Raw genomic sequence first — 18,860 nt, 5'->3', positions numbered from 1 at the left:
TGCGGGTGACTGACCCGGCGTCAGGGACGCGGGTGCTCTTGTTGCGGCCTTGCGGGTGCGTGAAACTGACGGTTCCCGCGGACCTCGCCCCGCGGGTCCGCTCTATGGAAAACCTGTGAAGTTTGTAAACCTGACGGGTATTCAACGTCAAGGCAGCGCACGGAAGTTCGTGAGGAAGGGCGTGTGATGGCAGGGACCTCCTCGGCGCCGGGGGTGCCTCTGGTGCTGCCCGGTACCCGCACGGGCCGCGACCCGGAGCGCTCGCTGCGGCGGGGGCCGCGCCGCACCTCTCCCGAGGCGGTCGCCGCCAACCAGCGCGACCGGCTGCTCGACGGTTTCGTGCGTACCGTGGCCCGCGTCGGCTACGCCCACACCCGGGTCAGCGACATCTGCCAGGCGGCGGGGGTGACCAGACCGGTCTTCTACGAGCTGTTCAAGGGCAAGGAGGACGCCTTCCTCGCCGCCCACCAGCACGGCACCTCCCTGGTCGTCGGCGCGATGGAGGAGGCCCACGCCCAGGGCGGCGACTGGCCGAGCCGGGTGCGTGCCGGGCTCGGCGCGCTGCTGGACATCCTGGCCGAGGCTCCCGCGTTCGCGGCCATGGCCATCGTGGAGATCGACGCGGTCGGCCCGGCCGGGCGCGAGGCCCGCGAGGAGCTGCTGGCCCGCTTCCGGACGTTCTTCACCGACCTGCCCGAGGTCGAACTCCCCGTACCCACTGAGGAGTTGGTCGACATGGTGGTCGGTGGGGTCTATTCCGCTATATACCGCCGGATCGCCGCCGGCCGAACCTCCGAACTGCCCGCCCTGCTGCCCGGTCTCGCCTTCTCCGTACTGGCCCCCTTCCTGGGCCCCGAACGCGCCACGGCCTGCCTCGACGATCCGCCCCCCACCCCGGGCCCCCGACCGTCCTGCCTCACCCCGGACGGCTGATCCGCGGAACTGCCGTGACCCGGGCCGACCCGGCCCCGTCGCTCCCCGGGACGGCGGAGCCGGCCGCGTCTGCTTCATCGGCCATACGACGGTCCTGTCCCGGCCGACCTGGCGTGTTTCCGTTTCATGGTGATAGGTGCCCTTTATGTTGGCCCGATCATCTGACAGGCGGAGCTGAGATGCAGAGCACGGAAGAACGGGCCGAGGAGGCCGAAGCCGCCGACTGGGACAGGGCGACGGGTGGCGAGACCACTCCCGGCCGGCCGCGGATCCGGCCGCTTCTGCTCCTGGGCATGGTCCTCGTCCCCGCTGCGGTGCTGTCCCTCGCGGAGGGATGGCTGGAGACGCCCGCGATGAAGGCCTGGCGGACCGTGTGTCTCGCCGTGACCGTCCAGGCACTGCCCTTCCTTCTGCTGGGCACCGCGCTGTCCGGAGCCATCAACGCCTTCGTGCCGGCGCGGGTGTTCAGCCGGGTGCTGCCACGCCGTCCGGTGCTCGCCGTACCGGTGGCCGGGATGGCGGGAGTCGTACTGCCGGGCTGCGAGTGCGCTTCGGTACCGGTGGCGAACAGCCTGATCGGGCGCGGTGTCACCCCGGCGGCCGCGTTCGCGTTCCTGCTCTCCGCGCCGGCGATCAACCCGGTGGTGCTGACCGCCACCGCGGTCGCCTTCCCGGGGCAGCCGGCCATGATCGCCGCCAGGCTGCTGGCCTCGCTGGTCACGGCGTGGGTGATGGGCTGGCTGTGGTTGTGGCTCGGGCGGGCCGAGTGGTTGCGGCCGGTCGCCCGGCACACCGGGCACGAGACCGGCGGCAGCCGGTGGCGGGAGTTCCGGACCGGTTTCCAGCACGACTTCCTGCACGCCGGCGGTTTCCTCGTGGTGGGGGCGATGGCGGCGGCCACTTTCAATGTGGCGGTGCCCCGTTCCGTGCTGGACGTGTTCGCCGGCTCGGCGTGGCTGTCGGTGCTGTTCCTGGCCGGGCTGGCGATCCTGCTGGCGGTGTGTTCGGAGGCGGACGCGTTCGTGGCGGCCTCGCTGAGCGGGTTCTCGCCGGTCGCACGGCTGGCCTTCATGGTGGTCGGACCCATGGTCGACCTGAAGCTGATCGCGCTGCAGGCCGGAACCTTCGGGCGGGCCTTCGCGGTCCGGTTCTCCGCCGCCACGGTGGTGGTGGCGGTGCTGGCCGCCGCGCTGATCGGAGGAGTGCTGCTGTGAGACGCCCGCTTCAGATCACCCTCCTCGTCCTCAGCGGCCTCGGCCTGCTGCGCATCGCCCTCTTCAGCGACCTGTATCTGCGGTACGTCAAAGAGGGGATGCGGCCGCTGCTCATCGCCTCCGGCGCCGTACTGATCCTGCTGGGCGTGGCGGACGCGGTGTCGTACGGGCGACGGCATGGGGCCAAAGGCCACACGGACCACGGGGACGAAGGGCACACGCACCACCACGGGGACGGCGGCCACGGGCACGACCATTCCGGCGGACCCCGTGCCGCGTGGCTGCTGCTGGTCCCGGCGGTGAGCCTGCTGCTCTACGCCCCGCCCGCACTCGGCGCGTACACGGCCTCGCGCGAGCCGTCCAGGCCCGCGGTCACCCCGCGGCACGACTTCGACCCGCTGCCCGCGGCCTCACTGCTGCCGATCACCCTCACCGACTTCGCCCTGCGTGTGCGGCAGGACCGCACGCGAGCCATCAGTGGACGTACCGTCCAGTTGAGCGGTTTCGTCACGGCCGGCAAGCGGAGCGACAGCTGGTTCCTGACCCGGATCATCATCTCCTGCTGCGCCGCTGACGCCCAGTCCGTGAAGCTGCGGATCTACGGCCCGGCGCCCCGCCCCGACACCTGGGTCGCCGTCACGGGCACCTGGCATCCCGCCGGATCCCTCGGCACCGAGTCCGCGGCCGTCGCGCTCGACGCCCGCACGGTGGAGGAGGCCGCCAAGCCGGTGAACTCGTACACCGACGACCTTCCACTCGTCCCCACGAGATGAGCCGGTGGCTGCCGGGGATTGTCGGGAAGCCGTGCGCCTCGGAACGGAAGGGTGGCAGCAGGCGTGAGACCGGTCGCGAGCGCAGCCGCTGTCGCGCGGACGGTGAGTCGCATGGAGCGCGTACGGGGGTCGAACAAACACTGGTGTCGGTTGGTGGTCAGCGTGGCAGCCGGCGCGGTCGGATCGGCTTCCAGTTCCCGTTGGGCCGCCTCGACGACATCCTCGCTTCGGTCATCCAGAAGTCCTGGGTCTCGCGGAGCACGGCCAGGTGATACCCAGGCCCACCCCACCTGCGGTCCTTTCCCGGCGTACCTTCCTGCTGGGGAAACGGCAGTGCGCTCAGGCTGTCGACGATTGACAACTGATCACTGGCGGAGTCCGCCGGCTGGTCACGGTCACGGTCACGCCCACGGCTCGGTCGGCCTGACGGTGTCGAAGGCGAGTCCGCTGGAGCTCTCCCCGGTGCCGGGAGCCTTCTCCCGGCGCACCCAGCTGTGCCAGGAGCCGTCGAACCAGCGGGCCAGCACCGGACGGCGGATCACGTTCGCCCCGTCGCGCGGCACCTCCTCCTCGCGCACCCACAGCCCCGGCGCGATCAGCCGCCCCTGCGGGCGGGAGGCGAGGCCGGGACCGGTCAGCTCGGCCAGCCGGAACCGGATCATTCCCGGGCGGACCGGCTCCGGAACCAGCGGGAACCAGTAGTCCGGCACCAGGGACTGCACTCCGTAGACGGGGAGTTCGCCGCTCGGTGCCGGGTCGGGCGGCGCGACGCGCGCCCACTGGTCCCGGCGGTCCACCGGTTCGCCCCGGCCGTCGGTGTAGCGGGGCTGCACGGCCCAGGCCAGGTTCGCCAGTTCGTCGCGGGCCAGTACCACCTGCTCCAGCGGCTCGCCCGTCTGACCCGGCTCCGTCGGCAGCATCAGCAGACCCGTCGCCGCGGGTTGGCCGGGGTCCGGGCCGTCCAGGGTGAACATCGACCAGGACGGGTCGTCGCGCCCGGCGCGCTCGACGAGGTGGTAGCGGCCGAACACATCGCGCACCAGCAGCTGGTCCAGCACGGTCAGCGACCCGACCGGTACTTCCAGCGGCACCAGGAACCAGTCGTTGCCGTACACCGTGGCGAACGAGATCAGCAGCAGCCGTCCGGTGTCCAGCGTGGACACATCCGTCGAGCCGAGGTCGATCCGCGCGTCCTCCATCTCCCAGAACCGGTCGGCCGGCAGCCCGCCGTAGTGCACCGTCGTCGGCAAGCCCTCGTCGGTGAAGGTCCGCCTCGGCCCGGGTGGAGCGCCCGTGACCTCGGGATCGGGGTGCACGTCGAGCGCGTACCAGTCGAGTCCGTCACCCAGATAGGCGTCGGCGCGCAGTACGGCACCACCGACGGACACCTCGGCGCCGTACTCCAACCGGTGCGGGTCGAAGCAGTCGGGGCCGCGCTCGGCCAGCTGCCCCGCCCACCAGCGCCGCCAGCGGCTGAGCACGTCCCCGAGCCCCGGGGCGCCGGCCGCCAGGGTCCCGGCGTCGAGCGCGGCCGCCACGGCCGCCGCGTCCGGCAGCCGCCCTCCCAGCAGTGCGATCAGGCTCGTGTCGGATGCGCCGCCGTTCTCGTCGGCGGGGAGTTGATGGGCTGTCAGCGCGGCTGCGGCGGCGGCGAGCAGGCCGGCGTCGTCGGCCATCCGCAGCAGCGCGGCGCCGCCCTCGGCACGCAACCGCTCGTCGACGAGCACCGGTTCGTCCTCGACCGACACGTCCAGGGGGCCGAGGCGCGGGTCGTAGGGCACCCAGTCGGTGGCGCCGGCCGGGCGCCAGGCGTCGATGGGGGCGCTGCCGCCGCTCATCCGCACCACCGCGGGGGAGCCGGCGTCCTGTGCGGCGAACTCGCCGAACTGCCACTGCCGGGTGAGCAGCCACAGCGGGTCGTGCGTGCGGGCGGCCAGGCCGGACTCGACGTCGCCGGTGCGATAGCCCGCCTCCAGCCGGAACGGCCCGTCCGGGTCGGTGTTCGGCCGGGTGGTCTCCACGCGGGACAGTGCCTGCCCGGTCGCGCCGTGCGGGGAGATACGGATCGCGGGCAGCAGATTGCCCAGCCGTGGCAGGTCGTCGGCGTCGACGGCGCGCAGCTTGGCCAGCTCCAGCGTCTCGCGGAGCACCTGGACCAGCCCGTCGGAGGTCCAGCCACGGTTCAGGTCCGGGGGCACGGCGATGAGCACACTGTGGGGGGCCTTGGCGTCCGGGCGGTCGTAGTGGAAGGCGACACCGGTCAGCTCGGTCTCCGGCGCGGGCTCGGCCGCCGGCTCCGGCGCGGGGGAGGAGGCCGGCTGGTCCGCACCGGGCAGCAGCTCGATCCATTCGTCGAGCACCAGACCGGTCACGCCCGCGCCGGGCACGGGCTCGGCGGGGGCGTGCCAGACCAGGTGTGTGGTGGCCAGCGGGCGCTGTCCGGCGGGGAAGACTCCGCCGATCCATGGCTCGGTGGGGTCGCCGGGACGCTGGGCCGCGCGCAGCGGTTCGCCGCGCCCGTTGCGGATCCCGGCCAGCACCAGGGTCTCGTGCAGGGTGCGTACCGACGTCCGTACGGCGGCGTTGCGGCGCAGCCAGTCCTCGATGTCGGCGCCGGACAGGTCCGCCCGGCCGGCCGGTGGGGCTCCGGAGAGGTCGGGCAGGAGGGGGATCTCCGCGCCGAGCACCGCCGCCAGCGCGGTCCGCGCGCGGGACGGCCAGCTCTCCGCCGGTTCCGGAGCCAGTGCGGCGAGAGCGGGGGCGGCGGGGTGCGCGGCGATCAGGGGATCGGCGGCGAAACGGGCCAGTCGTGCCCGCAGACCGGTGTGGTCGAGCACGTGGCCGGCCGGATCGTCGGAGAGGTGGAGGGGCAGCAGCGGCTGGGCGGTGGCCAGCAGCGCGCGGATTCGGGAGGCCCGGCCGAGCAGACCGGTCCAGTCGGGCCCGGAGAGGGTGACCGGTGTGTCGGGTGCGGCGCCGAGGGCGGCGAGGAGTGCGTGGCGCAAACGGGTCTGATCGGCGCCGGATGCCTCCAGCAGGGTGCTGACGGCGCCGAGGCCCAGCCGGTCGGCCGTGACCTCGAAGGGGCTGTCCTCGTCGCCCAGCATGCCGGTCAGGGTCCAGCCGGCCGCCGGGCCGAGCAGCCTCGCGACCCAGGTCTCCAGGGCGGGTTGCAGGGCGGCGAGCGGATCACCGGGCCAGCCGGTCGGCTCGATCGGTGCCGCGGGCAGCAGGGCGGCCACGCGGTGGGTCACCGCACGGGCCCGATGCGGGGTGCGCAGGACATGGAAGGTGTCCGGTACGTCCTGGCCCCGGCCCAATGTGTCCGCGGTCAGCCCGGCCCGGATGGGGTTGCCGCCCACCAGCTGGTGCACGCTCTCCGCCAGCACGAGGTCGCCCACCGCGTCCAGGGCGTCGGCGAGGTCGGCCAGCAGCGGCGCCACCGCGTCCTGTTCGCCCACGGGCACCACGGACTGGTCGTCGATGTCGCTGGGCAGGCCGGACGCCGCGGCACCGGCCCGCACCAGCGCCAGTCCGTCGACGACGTTGCGCGCGGCCACGGCCTCCGCGCTGCGGGCCCACAGGTGTGGGTCGCCGTCCTGTCCCTCGGGCTCCGGCACCACGGGCAGGGGGAACTGGCGGCGGAACCGCTCGATGAGGTGGTCCAGTTCCGCGTCGTGCAGCGCCCGCTCGAAGCGGTACCCGAGCAGCGAGCCCAGATTCTGCCCCTGCCGTACACCGCCCAGCAGCCAGCGGGCGGTGCGGGCGCGGCGGGAGGTGAGGTCGACGGCGTACGTCTGCTCGCCGGGGTGGCCGAGGAAACCCGAGCGCAGGACCGCCGCGGTGGCCGCGTGCTGCAGTGAGGGTGCGTGGATGTAGCCGTCCTGCGCCGACACCTCGACCGTGGTGTCCTCGTCGTCGATCTCGATGTCGACCTGTTCGCGGGCCACCGGTGGGCGCAGGTTCTCCACCCAGCCGTAACACCCGTAGCGGACGCCCTGGACGCCGGACGCCCTGAGTTCGGCCAGCCGCCGCGAGGCGAGGGAGGTGATCCAGGCGTCCAGCCGGTGGGAGTGGACGTCGACGACTTCCAGCAGCAGTTCGGGCAGCCGGGTCACCGGTACGGCGGCGAGTGCGCGCAGTGCCTGTTCGAGCCGGGGCAGCGCGGTCGCGGCGCGTAGGGCGGCGGCGACCCGCTGGGCGCGGTCGTGTTCGGCGAGCCCCTCCAGTACGTCGGCCACCAGTTGGTCCACGTCACCGGTGACGGCCAGTGCCTGACGCAGCGGGTCGTCCGCCGTGTCGTCCTGGGAGGACGACCAGTTGGGGAGGAAGAGCAGCGCGTCCAGCAGGCCGGTGGCGTCCGGCGGGGGCTGGTTCTCCAGGTCCTGCGGCACGTCGTCGTCCTGCGGCTGGGGCGGCGTGGGCCCGTCGGGCCGGTCGCCGGCCCCGTCCGGCAGGTCGAAGAAGGTGCCGCGCCGGGGAGGTGTCTCCCGCCCGGACGACAGCTCCACCGGCCAGGCCTGGTCATAGCCCTGGGCGTCCAACTCCCCGGCCAGGAAGGCGCGGACCGCGTGCAGGTAGTCCGCGGTGGCCGTCGCCCGGGCCGGGAAGGCGACCGGGTCGGGGGCGAGCCGGGAGACGAACCCCGGTACACCGGTCGTCTCGTCGAGTCCCCAGCCGAGGTCCGTCCAGCCGTCACCGCGGGTGGTCCAGCGCAGCACCCCGTCCGGCGGCAGTCCCGGCAGTCCGGGCTCGGCGGGCGGCTCGTCGCGCGGGGTTCTCGGTACGGCGAAGGCGGGGCCGTCCATCCGCCGCATGGCCAGGCCGGTCGCCACCGGCAGCCGGGTCAGGGCGTCCACCGCGATCCGGTCGACCGGCTGGTCGGGCCGCACCCTGGGGACGGCGTCCGGATCGTCGAGCACGGCGCGCCAGCGTTCACGCAGCCGCAGCAGCCAGGGTGCGAGCAGGGCGTCCACGTCCGCGGGCCGTTCGGCGCGCCAGTCGCCGAGCGCGGTCGCGGGCAGCACGCCGTACGGCTGCCGGCCGACCCGTAGTGTCGCCAGCGGACCCCGGCTGCGGACATGCTCGGCGAGATGGTCCCGTACCCCGCGCCACGCCCGCGTGGGTCCGGCGGCGCGGATCTGCTGGGTGCCCAGGTCCAGTTGGGACACCGCGGCCTCGGCGTACCCCTGCCCCAGGGTCGGCCAGGTGAGCAGGGACAGCGCGGCGAGGGCGGCGGGTTCCGCGTCGGCCGCGCCGGAACAGCCGCGCAGGAAACCGGCGTCGGGCAGTCCGAGCGCCTCCGCGAGGGCGTCGGCCACCGGGCGTTCTCCGGACTGCGGGTCCGGTTCGGGGCCCGGGTAGGCGGGCGCCGAGGACCAACCGGAGCGGGCGCGGGGGGTGTTGTTGGTCGCGGTGCCGACGGGCAGCAGACCGAGCCCGCCGGCGTAGCGGTGGCCGTGCAGCAGATCGCGCAGCCGGGTGGCGCCGTCCGTCACCGAGTCGGCGCGTACGCCGACGACGAGCAGCTCGTCCAGGTGGTCCGTGCCGTCGGCGAGGTTCAGCTCGACCCCCATGCCTGCCTTGAGGGCCTCGAACCAGTCGGTCTCCCAGCCTTCCTCGTCGCCGCGCAGCAGCCCGACCGGCAGGGGGTCGGGCACCGGGCGGCCGAGTTTGTCGACGACGACTTCACCGTCGAGCAGACCGAGGAAACGCCACCGCTTCGGCATCGAGATCGTCCGCGTCCGGGGTGCGGCCGGGTCGTCGGGGCGCACCACGGGGGGCGGGGAGCCGGGGCGGCAGGCGTCGACGGCCCAGGAGGCGCGCGCCGGGCGCAGCCGTGTGAGCAGCTGCTGCCAGGCCTCGGGGCCCGGTGCCTGCCAGTACTCGGTGGCCGCGGCCGCCTCGTCCGGGGTGAGCGCGGGTTCGAACTGGGACATCAGGATGTCGTCCGGGTACACCCGCACGCGCAGGGTGCTCGGCTCCCACCAGATGGTCTCCACCCGTACCGGCAGCAGCGCGATCGGGGTGGTGTTGCCGTCGGGGAACAACGGCGTTCCGGAGTCGAGGGCCTGGTTCAGTTCGTCCTCGTCACCGGGAACCGGTCCGGCCAACTGGTCGGCCGTACGCTGCAGCTCCGCCTGGGCCGCCTCCGCCGTGGCGAGCAGGTCGGGTGTGGCGCGCTCGTCACCGGTCCGGATGGCGTCCTGCAGACGTCGTACGACGGCCAGTTGCTCGTCGGCGCGGGCCCGCGCGACGTCGGCCTCGGCGCGGGCCCGGTCCAGCTGAGCGCGGGCGCTGAACGCGTCGGTCATCTCCGGTGTGCTCCTGTCCTTGCGCGGTGCTCGGTCTCGGTGCGCTGGGCGCCGGCGCGGTGCCAGCTCGGCCGCGGGTTGGTGCCCGGCGTGGCGCTCGCGGTGCTCAGCCGGTGAGCAACGTGGCTGCCGGGAAGGCCAGTTGGAAGGGCTGCTGGAAGGCGATGCGGGCCGTGTCCGCGGCGTCCCGTCCCCACACCGGGGTATCGGGTGGTGGCGGACCGGTCGGCTGCGGCGCCGGGGGCGGCGGGGCGAGGCGTACGAACCGGGCGGCGTCCAGGGTGACGCCCTGCCAGGTGAGGTCGGCCCAACTGCCCATCGGTGCGGGCTGTGCGCCGGAGTCGAAGCCGAACTGGGTGCCGTGCATCGGTTCGCGGAACACGAAGAACCAGCCCTCGGCACGGGCCTGTTGCTCGTCGAGCGCGGCGAACAGATAGAGCACGGTGGACTCGTCCAGCGCCAGCGGGGTGCCCGGCACGCCGTCGAACGCTTCCGGCAGCCTCCCGTTGTCGCCGCGCACGGCGAGCAGCGCGGTGCCGGGAAACCGGTGCAGCAGCTCCCCGCGCACCAGCACGGCCAGATGACCGTCGCCGCCGTCGCGCAGTCGGCTGCTCAGCGGGGTGTCCAGCGGCCAGAGGGCGATCTCGTCGATGTCCGCGTCGCCGGGCCAGAAGCGGGCGAACGGCGTGCCGCGCTGGTCGGTGGGGAACTCCCGCCACAGCAGCTCCCGGTTGAACTCCTGGTTGAGCCCGACCAGCAGGGCGGCGACGAACTCGGGATTGGTCTTCAGCAGCGTCACCGAGTCGGGTGGCAGCGCCCCGATTCCCGGAATCGCCCACTCCGGCCAGCGGGCCAGCAGCTCCTCGGCGATCGGCACGGTGAATTTGGGGTGCGCCATGATCGGCCGCAGCGGCCGGGCCTCCGTCTCGGTGCGCCGGGCCCAGAAGTCGGCGGGAATGCGGTCGGTCATCCGCAGCAGCTGCAACCGGGGCGGGCTGATCCCGGTGCGCAGCTCACCCGGCAGCTCGACCTCGGGCGACCGATCCCCGCCGCCCATGTCGCTCAGCCCCTGTTCGATCACCGGCTTGGTCGCCTCGACGCCGGGCGCACCGGGGGTCGCGACCCGGCTCATGCGCCGGGCCAGCGCGCCACTGCGGCGGGTCAGCCTGGCGAAGGAGGTGCTGGCCGCGCCGGTCGGCACCGGGGACGCGGCCAGCAGGGAGGTGAGGGTGGCCGTGGTGGAATCGGCCGGGGTGTCGGCCGGCGCGGGTACGGACACCGCCACCCGGTCGCCCGCCGGTGCCAGCACGGTCACCAGGTCGGAGACCCCCAGCGGGTCGAGGTGCTTGCGCTGGGCCCGTTCGGCAGCGGCGGCGGACAACTCACTGACGGCCAGCAGCTGGTTGGCCCGCCGGACTTCACCGACCTGCTCCCAGGCCCGCGCCATCAGGAACTCCTGCTCCTGCTGCACATAGCGGGCACCCAGGGCGGCTGCCACCCGGCGCCGCACGTCCAGGTTGAGGGTGCTCATCCAGTCGTCCGGGTCGGCGGGCACGGTCTGCTGCCCGGTGTGGTGGCTGCCGTACAACGGCGGTGCCACGGCCGCGGTGTCCCTCTCCTCCGGTGGCTGCCCGGCGGCGTCGCGGCGCTGGGCCGGCGCGTCGAGGCGGGCACGGAGCAGGGTGCGGAACCTGTCCTGTGCGGCCGGGTCCGACCAGGTCTCGGCTCCCTCCGCACCCGGCACCCGCAGCGCGCCGTCGAGGGACACGGTGGCCGGACCGGCCGGCTGCTCGGCCGGCCAGGGGCGGCTCACGTCGATGGTGCGGGAGCCCAGACCGGCTTCGGCGGCGGGGTGGAAGCGCAGCCGTCGGGCCAGTTCCTCGAAGGTGCCCGCGGCCCCGGTGCGGAAGGTCCACCAGTGGTAGACGGGCAGCTCGACGGTGTCGGAGCCGTCGATCGGCCAGGCATCCCCGGTGCCCGCGCGGGCCGGGTCCCCGTGCAGCCCCGCGGCCCGTCCGGCGGCGGTGGCGGGCACCACGGCGGCGATCCAGCCCCGGTCCGGCTCCAGCCGCCGCGGGCACACCAGACGTCCGACGACCTCGGCCGAGTGCGCGCGCACCCCCTCTTCGGCCAGTCGCTGCGCGGTGGCGAGGTCGGTGACGTCGTCCGGGAGGCGGGCCTCCACATGTGCCCATGCCCATCGCTCGCCGAGCGGAGGCAGCGCGGCGACCGGGGCGGTCAGCACCGGCAGGGGGTTGCCGTCGCGCGGTGCGGCGGCCTCGTCCTCGGCCAGCACGACCAGAGTGATCCACGGCTGCGGGGTCGGCCCGGACGGTGTGGCGGCCGTGGCGGGGGACAGCAGCCAGGGCAGGTCGGCGTGCGCCAACTCGACACTCGCCATGATGTTCTCCGCCGCCTGGGCCGTCCCGGACGGGGGCTCCTCCCGCAGCACCATCGTGCGGTCGAAGCCGAGCACGTCGCCGGGCCCGACCAGCGACAGCGTCGGCCCCGTCGCCGTCTCCTGCGTGTGCCGCCCGTCGATGTCACGGCCGAACAGCACGGCGGTCGTCAGCGCCTGTCCCGTGGCGGAGGCCGCCGCCCCGAGCCGTGCCGAGGAGAAGAACCATCGCGTGCTCATACGTCGCTCCCGTCACGGCCGCACATGCGGTGCCCGGGCTGCCCGCTCGCCCCGTGGCTCATGCCTGCTGCTCCCAGCTCTCGACGAGCCGCACCGGTCGCCGCGGATCGGCCAGTTGTCCGCGCACCGTCTGCCAGGCGTCGGCGGTGGCGTTGACCAGGGAGACGTCGTGGAGCAGCGGGTCGAGGTCCTTGGCATCGACGACGCTGAGCGTCGCGGGACGGACCCGCACGGCCGCTTCGGCGGTGCGCCAGCGCTCCAGCCGTTCGGTCGCGCCGACCGTGAACACCGCCTCGTGGCCGAAGTGCCCGGGCCAGGTGGAGAACTGCCGCTCCGCCAGGGGCGGTTCGTACGCGGTCTCGTACCGGTCGTCGACCCGGTGGCCGGGACCGACCCGGACCCCGTCGGTGCCCACCCGCACCCCGCCGGCGTAGTCGGCGAAGGCGGGGCGGGTGAGCTGCTCGTCCTCGGTGAGGTCGAAGAAGTCGGCGGGCACGAACCGCTCGGGCAGCGGCGGGAGATGGTCGGCGGGCTGGGGAGTGCCGAGCGTGACCTGCTGGATCGTCCATGTCTGCACGGGCACGGGACGGCGTTCGAACCGCGAGAACGCCACGCCCAGGGGGAGCACTTCCTGGGTGACGCGCAGCGTGGCGTCGGGATGCACGAGGGTGCCGTCGGTCAGCTTCCGGGTCGCCGCGGGCGTGAAGTTCAGCGCGGTGCGCTCGACCGCGGGCCGTTGCGCCACCCAGCTCCTGGGGAGGGCGATCGCCTCGCGCAGAGGTTCGAGCGGATCTCGTCCGGGCCGTGCGGCGGCGGGAGGCGGTGAGCCCCAGCGGACGTCGAAGTCCAGCGAGACGTCCCAGAACAGCACCGAGATGGAGCCGGTGCCGTACGCGTGCCAGGGCGCCGGGCCCTCCAGGGTGAAGTCCAGTGCCACGCCGGCCAGCCGGTGGCCGAACGCGCGCACCGCCACCCCGGCCCGCACACGCACCGCGAACGAGAACACCGGGTCGAAGACGAACAGCGCGTCCAGCCCCAGCCAGCCTTGCACTCCGCACCCGGCGATCATCGCGTTCAGCTGGACCTGACCGCCGAACATCAGCGCGTTGGAGGTGACCGCGAGATACGCCTCCATCCGCAGCCCGAAGCCACCGCCCGGGGCCAGATCGACCTGGAGACGGCGCAGCGCGGGCACCTTCGGCGGCGGGCTGTAGCGGGGGTGGAAGCCACCGGCGGACAGCACGAACTCCGGCTGCGCGCCGCCGCGTACCAGCAGGTACATCTCGCCGCGCACCGCCAGTCCGACGATCCAGGACCCGGCCAGCGACACCAGGACCTCGACCTCCGGGATGCCCGGGTCGAGCCGGCCCAGCACACTGGCCTGGAGCCGGATCAGGGGCAGCTCGGGGTCGGGCAGCCCGACCAGGAGCCGCCCCACCAGGACCGCCCGCACCGGGGCGGGCAGTTCGAGGATCAGCGCGCCGGACAGCGACACGATCCGTCCACCCCAGGTGAGGCGCACCATGGGCCCGACGAGGACCCGACCGGCGGCGACCGGGTACACCGCGCCGAGCGAGGCGATGATCTCCGTGGCGCGGTCCGCGGCATGGTGCGGGAACAGCACGCGGTCGGCGTTGCCGTCGCCCACCAGCTGCTGCAACTCGGCTACGTCCACGCGCCGGTTGACGCCGATCTGTCCGCCGACGGCGTCGAGGGCGAAGCCCAGTCCCAGCTCGATGCCGGGCGCCGGGAACTGGGCGGAGAGCAGCACCAGGAAACTGGTCGGCGCACCAGCGGTCGGCGGTCGGAACATCGCGAACGCCTGCAGTTGCAGCACGCCCAGATCGATCGAGAGCAGCCCGGCGTAGCCCTGGTCGGGGGTACGGCGGACCAGACCGCTGCCGGAGACCGGGGGCACCTGGAGCTCGGTGCCGATGCCGTCGGGGAACAGCTCGCGCAGACGATGCGGGTCGAGGCCCACGGGGGCGGCGGGCGTCAGGGCGATGGGCAGGTCGATGCCGGCGCCGTCCAGGAAGACCCGCACGGGCAGCCCGGGCATCCCGGCGGTGAGCGACAAGGACAGCGCGAGGCGCGGCGCACCGCCGTCGGAGGCCAGCTCCAGTGCGGCACCCCGGGTGCTTACCCCGGGCGCGGCCAGCCGCAACGGCAGCGGGACCCCGAGCCCGCCCGTTCCGGTGAAGCGCAGCCCGTCGACGCGGTCCGCCTGGAGCGTGACGGTGACCGGCCCGGAAGCGGCGGCCATAGGACTGGCTCCGTCGACGCCGACCATCCGCGCCAGCGCGGTCGGCAGGACGGCCGCGGTGAGTTCGCGCAGTTCGACCGCGACGGACGGGGCGGCGCCCGGGGACGCGGTGACGGTGATCCCCAGGCCGTTGACGCCGATCCCGGGCCCGTCGGTCATTCCGGCGGTCAGCCGTCCGGCGCGCTGGAGCCGGATCGTCGCGCTGCCGCCGGGCGGGGCGGGCGGCAGGCTGGGGCCGAACGCGGCGTCCCAGCCGCCGGGCGCGGCGATGGTGGCCTGCGCGCTCCACGGCCCGTTGACCGTCGGCGGCAGGGTCAGCGTCGTTTCGGGGGTGACGACCACGTCGAAGACCGGCCCACCCGGGGTCACCCCGAGCACCGCGCGCCCGGCCGCGGCGCCGGACGGATCGGTCAGCACCAGGGCCACCCCGAGGGGTGCTCCGGGCGCGCGCCGCCAGCCGTGCAGCCGTACCGGCGCACTGGCGTCCAGCTCGCCGAGCACCTCCCGCACCAGTTCCACCAGCGAGTTCCCCGGCGGCAGACGGTCGTGCACCGCGAGGAGTCGTCCGGCCAGTACGGTTCCGGCGGCGGAGGGGTCGTCGCCCAGCTGGGGGAGCTGCCGCACGAGGTTCTCGACCGCGTCCTGGGCGAGTGCGCGCAGCTGGTCGGCGATCTGCTGCAGAAGTGCGTGCGGGTCCATGGCGCCTTACCCGAGGCCGATGTCGCCGTTGTCGATGACGAGCGCGCGCCCGAAGCAGCCGACCGCGAGCCAGCGGCCGTCCGGACTGAACGCCATCGCCTGCACCTCTTCGGTGCTCACTGTGTAGTGCTCCTTGCCGTCCAGAGCGAACACGCGCACCACGTTGTCGACGGAGGCGCTGGCGGCCGCTTTGCCGTTGGGCGCGAACGCCACATGGGTGACCGCGCCGAACTCGGGGTTGGGGCCACCGGGCGTCAGTTTCGGCGCCCGGCCCTTCTCCACCCCCGACTCGGCCTCCAGGACGCGGGCGAACCCGTCGGCGCCGCCGACCACGGTCCACTTCCCCTTCGGATCGAACGCCAGACAGCTCGGCGCGGTGACCTGATCGTCGACGTCGTCCTCGGTCGGCCAGAGCTGCGCTCCGCCGTCCGCCTCGAACATGCGCGTGGTGTCGTCGGCGGAGCAGCACAGCACGAGGGAGCCGTCGGGGCTGAAGGCCACGGCGAACACCGCGTTGTCGGGGGTCAGCCGTCCCGTCTCGGCCCCGGTGTCCAGCGCCAGCACCCGCGCCGACCCGGCGAACTGGTGGTCTCCGCCGTGGCGCTGGTCGATGGCCAGCGCCACCCGGGAGCCGTCGTGGCTGAGGTCGAGATCGGCGATGAGCGGGGTGTCGACCGGAATCCGCCGCAGTGTGCCGCCCGTGGGGCCGTCGAGTACGACGACTGCGGTGTCCGTCGCCGCGACCAGCCTGCCGTCCGGGCAGAACCGTAGGGTGTTCACGGAGTTGCCGGGGTCGAGCGGACCCTGCCAGATCGCCGCCCCCGTCGTGCCGTGGCGCAGGAACACCTGCTCGAAGTCGGCCACGGCGAAGGTGGTTCCGTCCGGGCTGAAGGCGATGGCGGAGACCAGTCCCTGAGTGGGCACGTCGATCGGGGGGCCGATGCCGACCGAGCGCACCCGCAGCACCGAGTCGGTGCCGCCGCTGGCGAACCGTGAGCTGTCCGGGCTGAACGCGATGGCCTGGACGGAGCCGTCGTGTTCGACCGTGAGCGCCACGGTGCCCGGCTGGCTCATGAGCGGTTCCTCTTTCAGGCGACTGGCGGTGAGACGTCGAATGCCGCGCTTCCACCGCGCACGGTCACGGTCACGGTCGCCGGGGTGAGATGGTCCGGGTTGTCGAACCGGTACAGGGCATAGGCGTTCGCGCCGACCAGTTCGATCGTCGGAAGCAGTCCGGGCGCGGGCCCTTCGGCCAGGTTCAGACTCTGCCCGTCGGCGACGAGGTCCACCGCCACGTCGGTGTCCTGCATGTCGGACGGCGATTCCACCGCGATGGCCACGCTGACCCGCACCGAGTCGTCGGACGTGTCGCCGAGCTGCGGGTACACCCAGAAATCACCTGCGAGTTGCGGTTCTTCCGCATTCATGGGACTCATTACGGCACGCTGCAATTCACGGTCCACTCCCTGGTGAACAGTACGGTTCCGCCATTGCACACATCGATCAGCTGCCCGCGGAAATCGACGTCGATCTTGAAGAAGATGCCGGCCGGACCGTTGCCTCCCGGGGTGTCCCGGCCCACGTATTCGGCACCGGAGCGTCGATCCAGGAGGTACATGTCGTTGCGGTTGCCATTGCCGACGGACGCGTTGCGATGGCCGTAGTCCAGGTCGACGTGGAATGGGTTGTCCGGATTCGACGCAGCCTGACCGTCTTCCTGGAAATTGTCGTCGGTGGAACCCGGACCCGGCCTCGGGCGCATCAGGCGCGGTGCCGGTACTCCGTTCTCCCTGAGGACGAAGCGCACGGGTTGTCCGTTCACCTCGAGGACGCCCCGGACGTACTGCCGGTATTCCCCGCAGGCCGGAATCGACGGGTTGGCTTCGGTGAACACGGCATGCATGTCGAACTCGCCGCCGCAGCGCACTCGAGGCAGCGAACTCTTGCTGCAGGACAGCAGCCGGTCCGGGATCTTCACGCTCGCCACGTCGGCCTGCGGCCACTCGATCACGTCGTCCAGCGGACCGGTGAAACCGGCCTGCACCAACTCGGGCCATTTTCCGGGCTCGGTGATCGGCAGCGGGTAGCCCGGGCGGACCTTGCTGTTCTGGATGTCGTAGTTCAGATAGCTGCCACCCTTGAAGAAGTACGCCGTCCCGTTGCCCCAGTTGACGGCCGCGTCGATGCCGTTCTTGAAGGCGGCCGGGAAGTCCGGCCAGCCGTCGCTGATGTCCCGGGGGTAGATGTTGTGGTCGACGAAGTTGTCCTTGATGTCGTAACGGACGTACTGCGACCCTTTGAAGAAGAACGCCCGGCCGTCCCCCCAGTTGATCGCCGCGTCGATGCCGGCGGCGAACGACGCGGGCAGCGCGGGCCATTGATCGGCCGTGGCGTGGGGATAGAAACTCGCGTCGACCGTGTCGTCGGTCGCGTCCCAGCGGACGTATTGCGGGCCCTTGAAGAAATAGACGTAACCGTCCGGCCAGGTCAGGGCGGCGTCGAATCCATGCGTGAAGGAGGCCGGCATCGCTGTCCACGCCTCGGAGACATCGCGGGGGTAGATATCGTGATTGACCGACTCGGCACCGGTGGCCGGATCGATCTCGTAGCGCACATACTTGCCGCCGCGGAAAAAGAACACCGTTCGCGCCTGAGCCATGGCCGATCCTTTCCGCAACCGCCGGGTCACGCACAGCCAGCGTAAAGGAAGGATGGGTCTCGGGCGGGCGTTTGTAAACCCATCCGGGTGAGATCCACTCGATTGCGCTTCACCGAAGACAATCGGAGAAATGCGGAAGGGATAATTCAGTTCGATTCTGCCCCGTGCGCCCCCGTCGCGGAACTGATCGCGGCGAGGGCGTTGCGCAGGCGTCGGCCGGGTGATCAGTGCCGGGCGAACTGCACCTGGGTGGGCTGCACGACATTCGGCTTCACGGCGAGGCCATTGATGGTCAGTTGCTGGCCGTAGATGTCCGTGACCCTGATGGAGCTGCCGCATCCGGTGCCGTCGGCGGAGATGAAGTAGTTGTAGCCGGTGCGGGGCAGCGGCCGCCAGCCGCTTCCGGTCCGTACCGCGAGTGCCGTCACCGGGTTTCGGTGGTCGATGACCTGGATGCCGCACCAGTAGGCGCTGGACCCCGTCATGTAGCGGATGGAGATGTCGCCGATCGAGCTGGGGCTCACCAGGCTCCAGGTGATGGCGAGCCGGCCGACCTTGAGCTCGGCGAGTTTCGCGAAGGCCTGCTGACTGAGGTCGATTTGCCCGGGAGCGCAGGGCAGCGGACATTCATTGGTGATCCGTACGGTGACGGACTTGCCGTTGGCCGCACGGACCTGCACGTACGCGCCGCACGCCCTGGAGGTCTGGTAGTCGGTGGTGTTCATCGCCGCGATCATGAGGTCGGGGCTCGGGCCGAACAGACAGGCGCCGTTTCCGTCCCCGGCCTCATAGGCGGTGGCGACCCCGCTGTAGGAGGTGCCGGGCTGGATGCGCCCCGCCGACGATGTGGTGGCGGCCGTCTGCCGCGGTGGGCGCGGGGTGGCCTTGGCGGGCTTCCGCGCGGCGGGTTGGGACTTGGAAGCCGACGGCTTGGGCGTGGCGGTCGGTGAGGAGGTCGCTGACGCGGTCGGCGTTTCGGTCCTGTCCGCGCTCGCGGAACTGACCGGGGTGTTCGCGGCCGGCGTGGCCGCGGCAACCTCCGTATCGGCCTTTCGGCCGGGGAGGTCCCCCAAGACCAGATAGGCGAGAACGCCTGCGACGGCCACCCCCAGCGTGGTGCCCAGCATGAGCCTGCGTCTCTGCCTGCGCTGCCGCGCGGCCTGCCTCGCTGTCTGCATTGTCTGTCCGTTCGGGGAGCGAGCTGATGGTGCACCCCTCAGTGACCGCCCGAGGCCGAAAGGTTGCCGGACATCCGCAGTTCAGCCAGGTGAACTTGAGCGAGTCTCCGGCCGGGCCATCCAGGAGGCCGCTCAGCCCGGCTCACGCGTCACCGTGGAGGTCGTACGGATTCCCGGATCGCCAGTTGG

10 protein-coding genes are annotated in these 18,860 nt (G+C 72.7%); 3 read left to right on the top strand and 7 right to left on the bottom strand.

The features are described from left to right. Positions 1-186 precede the first annotated feature (186 nt). From ABZT17_RS11115 to ABZT17_RS11105, 3 genes are all read left to right on the top strand, one after another. The gene (locus ABZT17_RS11115; protein ID WP_356346633.1) at positions 187-933 is read left to right on the top strand and encodes a TetR/AcrR family transcriptional regulator; all 747 of its coding nucleotides are present in this window, start codon (positions 187-189) and stop codon (positions 931-933) included. Positions 934-1,226: 293 nt separating this feature from the next. Next, the gene (locus tag ABZT17_RS11110; protein WP_356346716.1) at positions 1,227-2,147 is read left to right on the top strand and encodes a permease; all 921 of its coding nucleotides are present in this window, start codon (positions 1,227-1,229) and stop codon (positions 2,145-2,147) included. Then, positions 2,144-2,920: a TIGR03943 family protein gene (locus ABZT17_RS11105; RefSeq protein ID WP_356346631.1), complete on the top strand. Its 777-nt coding sequence runs from the start codon at positions 2,144-2,146 to the stop codon at positions 2,918-2,920. The genes ABZT17_RS11110 and ABZT17_RS11105 overlap by 4 nt, the downstream gene beginning before the upstream one ends. A gap of 401 nt (positions 2,921-3,321) precedes the next feature. Here the strand turns inward: ABZT17_RS11105 and ABZT17_RS11100 are convergent, their stop codons facing one another. The 7 genes from ABZT17_RS11100 to ABZT17_RS11070 form a co-directional block, all read right to left on the bottom strand. After that, positions 3,322-9,234 carry a hypothetical protein gene (locus tag ABZT17_RS11100; RefSeq protein WP_356346629.1) on the bottom strand — a complete coding sequence of 1,971 codons (5,913 nt, stop codon included), beginning with the start codon at positions 9,232-9,234 and terminating at the stop codon, positions 3,322-3,324. Positions 9,235-9,340: 106 nt separating this feature from the next. Continuing rightward, positions 9,341-11,872 carry a hypothetical protein gene (locus tag ABZT17_RS11095; protein WP_356346627.1) on the bottom strand — a complete coding sequence of 844 codons (2,532 nt, stop codon included), beginning with the start codon at positions 11,870-11,872 and terminating at the stop codon, positions 9,341-9,343. 58 nt (positions 11,873-11,930) lie between these two features. Further along, a complete protein-coding gene (locus ABZT17_RS11090; protein ID WP_356346625.1) occupies positions 11,931-14,834 on the bottom strand; it encodes a DUF6603 domain-containing protein in 2,904 nt (967 codons plus the stop codon). A 6-nt stretch (positions 14,835-14,840) separates the two neighbouring features. Next, on the bottom strand, positions 14,841-15,908 hold the full coding sequence (locus ABZT17_RS11085; protein WP_356346622.1) for a PQQ-binding-like beta-propeller repeat protein: 1,068 nt from the start codon (positions 15,906-15,908) through the stop codon (positions 14,841-14,843). A 14-nt stretch (positions 15,909-15,922) separates the two neighbouring features. Then, positions 15,923-16,261: a hypothetical protein gene (locus tag ABZT17_RS11080; protein WP_356346620.1), complete on the bottom strand. Its 339-nt coding sequence runs from the start codon at positions 16,259-16,261 to the stop codon at positions 15,923-15,925. Positions 16,262-16,269: 8 nt separating this feature from the next. Further along, the gene (locus ABZT17_RS11075) at positions 16,270-17,493 is read right to left on the bottom strand and encodes a hemopexin repeat-containing protein (protein ID WP_356346617.1); all 1,224 of its coding nucleotides are present in this window, start codon (positions 17,491-17,493) and stop codon (positions 16,270-16,272) included. Positions 17,494-17,717: 224 nt separating this feature from the next. Beyond that, positions 17,718-18,671 (bottom strand): expansin EXLX1 family cellulose-binding protein, encoded by a 954-nt coding sequence (locus ABZT17_RS11070; RefSeq protein ID WP_356346615.1) that lies wholly within the window; start codon positions 18,669-18,671, stop codon positions 17,718-17,720. Positions 18,672-18,860: the final 189 nt, after the last annotated feature.

The organism is Streptomyces sp. NPDC005648 (genome assembly GCF_040605395.1).
Lineage (GTDB): Bacteria > Actinomycetota > Actinomycetes > Streptomycetales > Streptomycetaceae > Streptomyces.
This window is presented reverse-complemented; position numbering and strand designations above follow the sequence as displayed.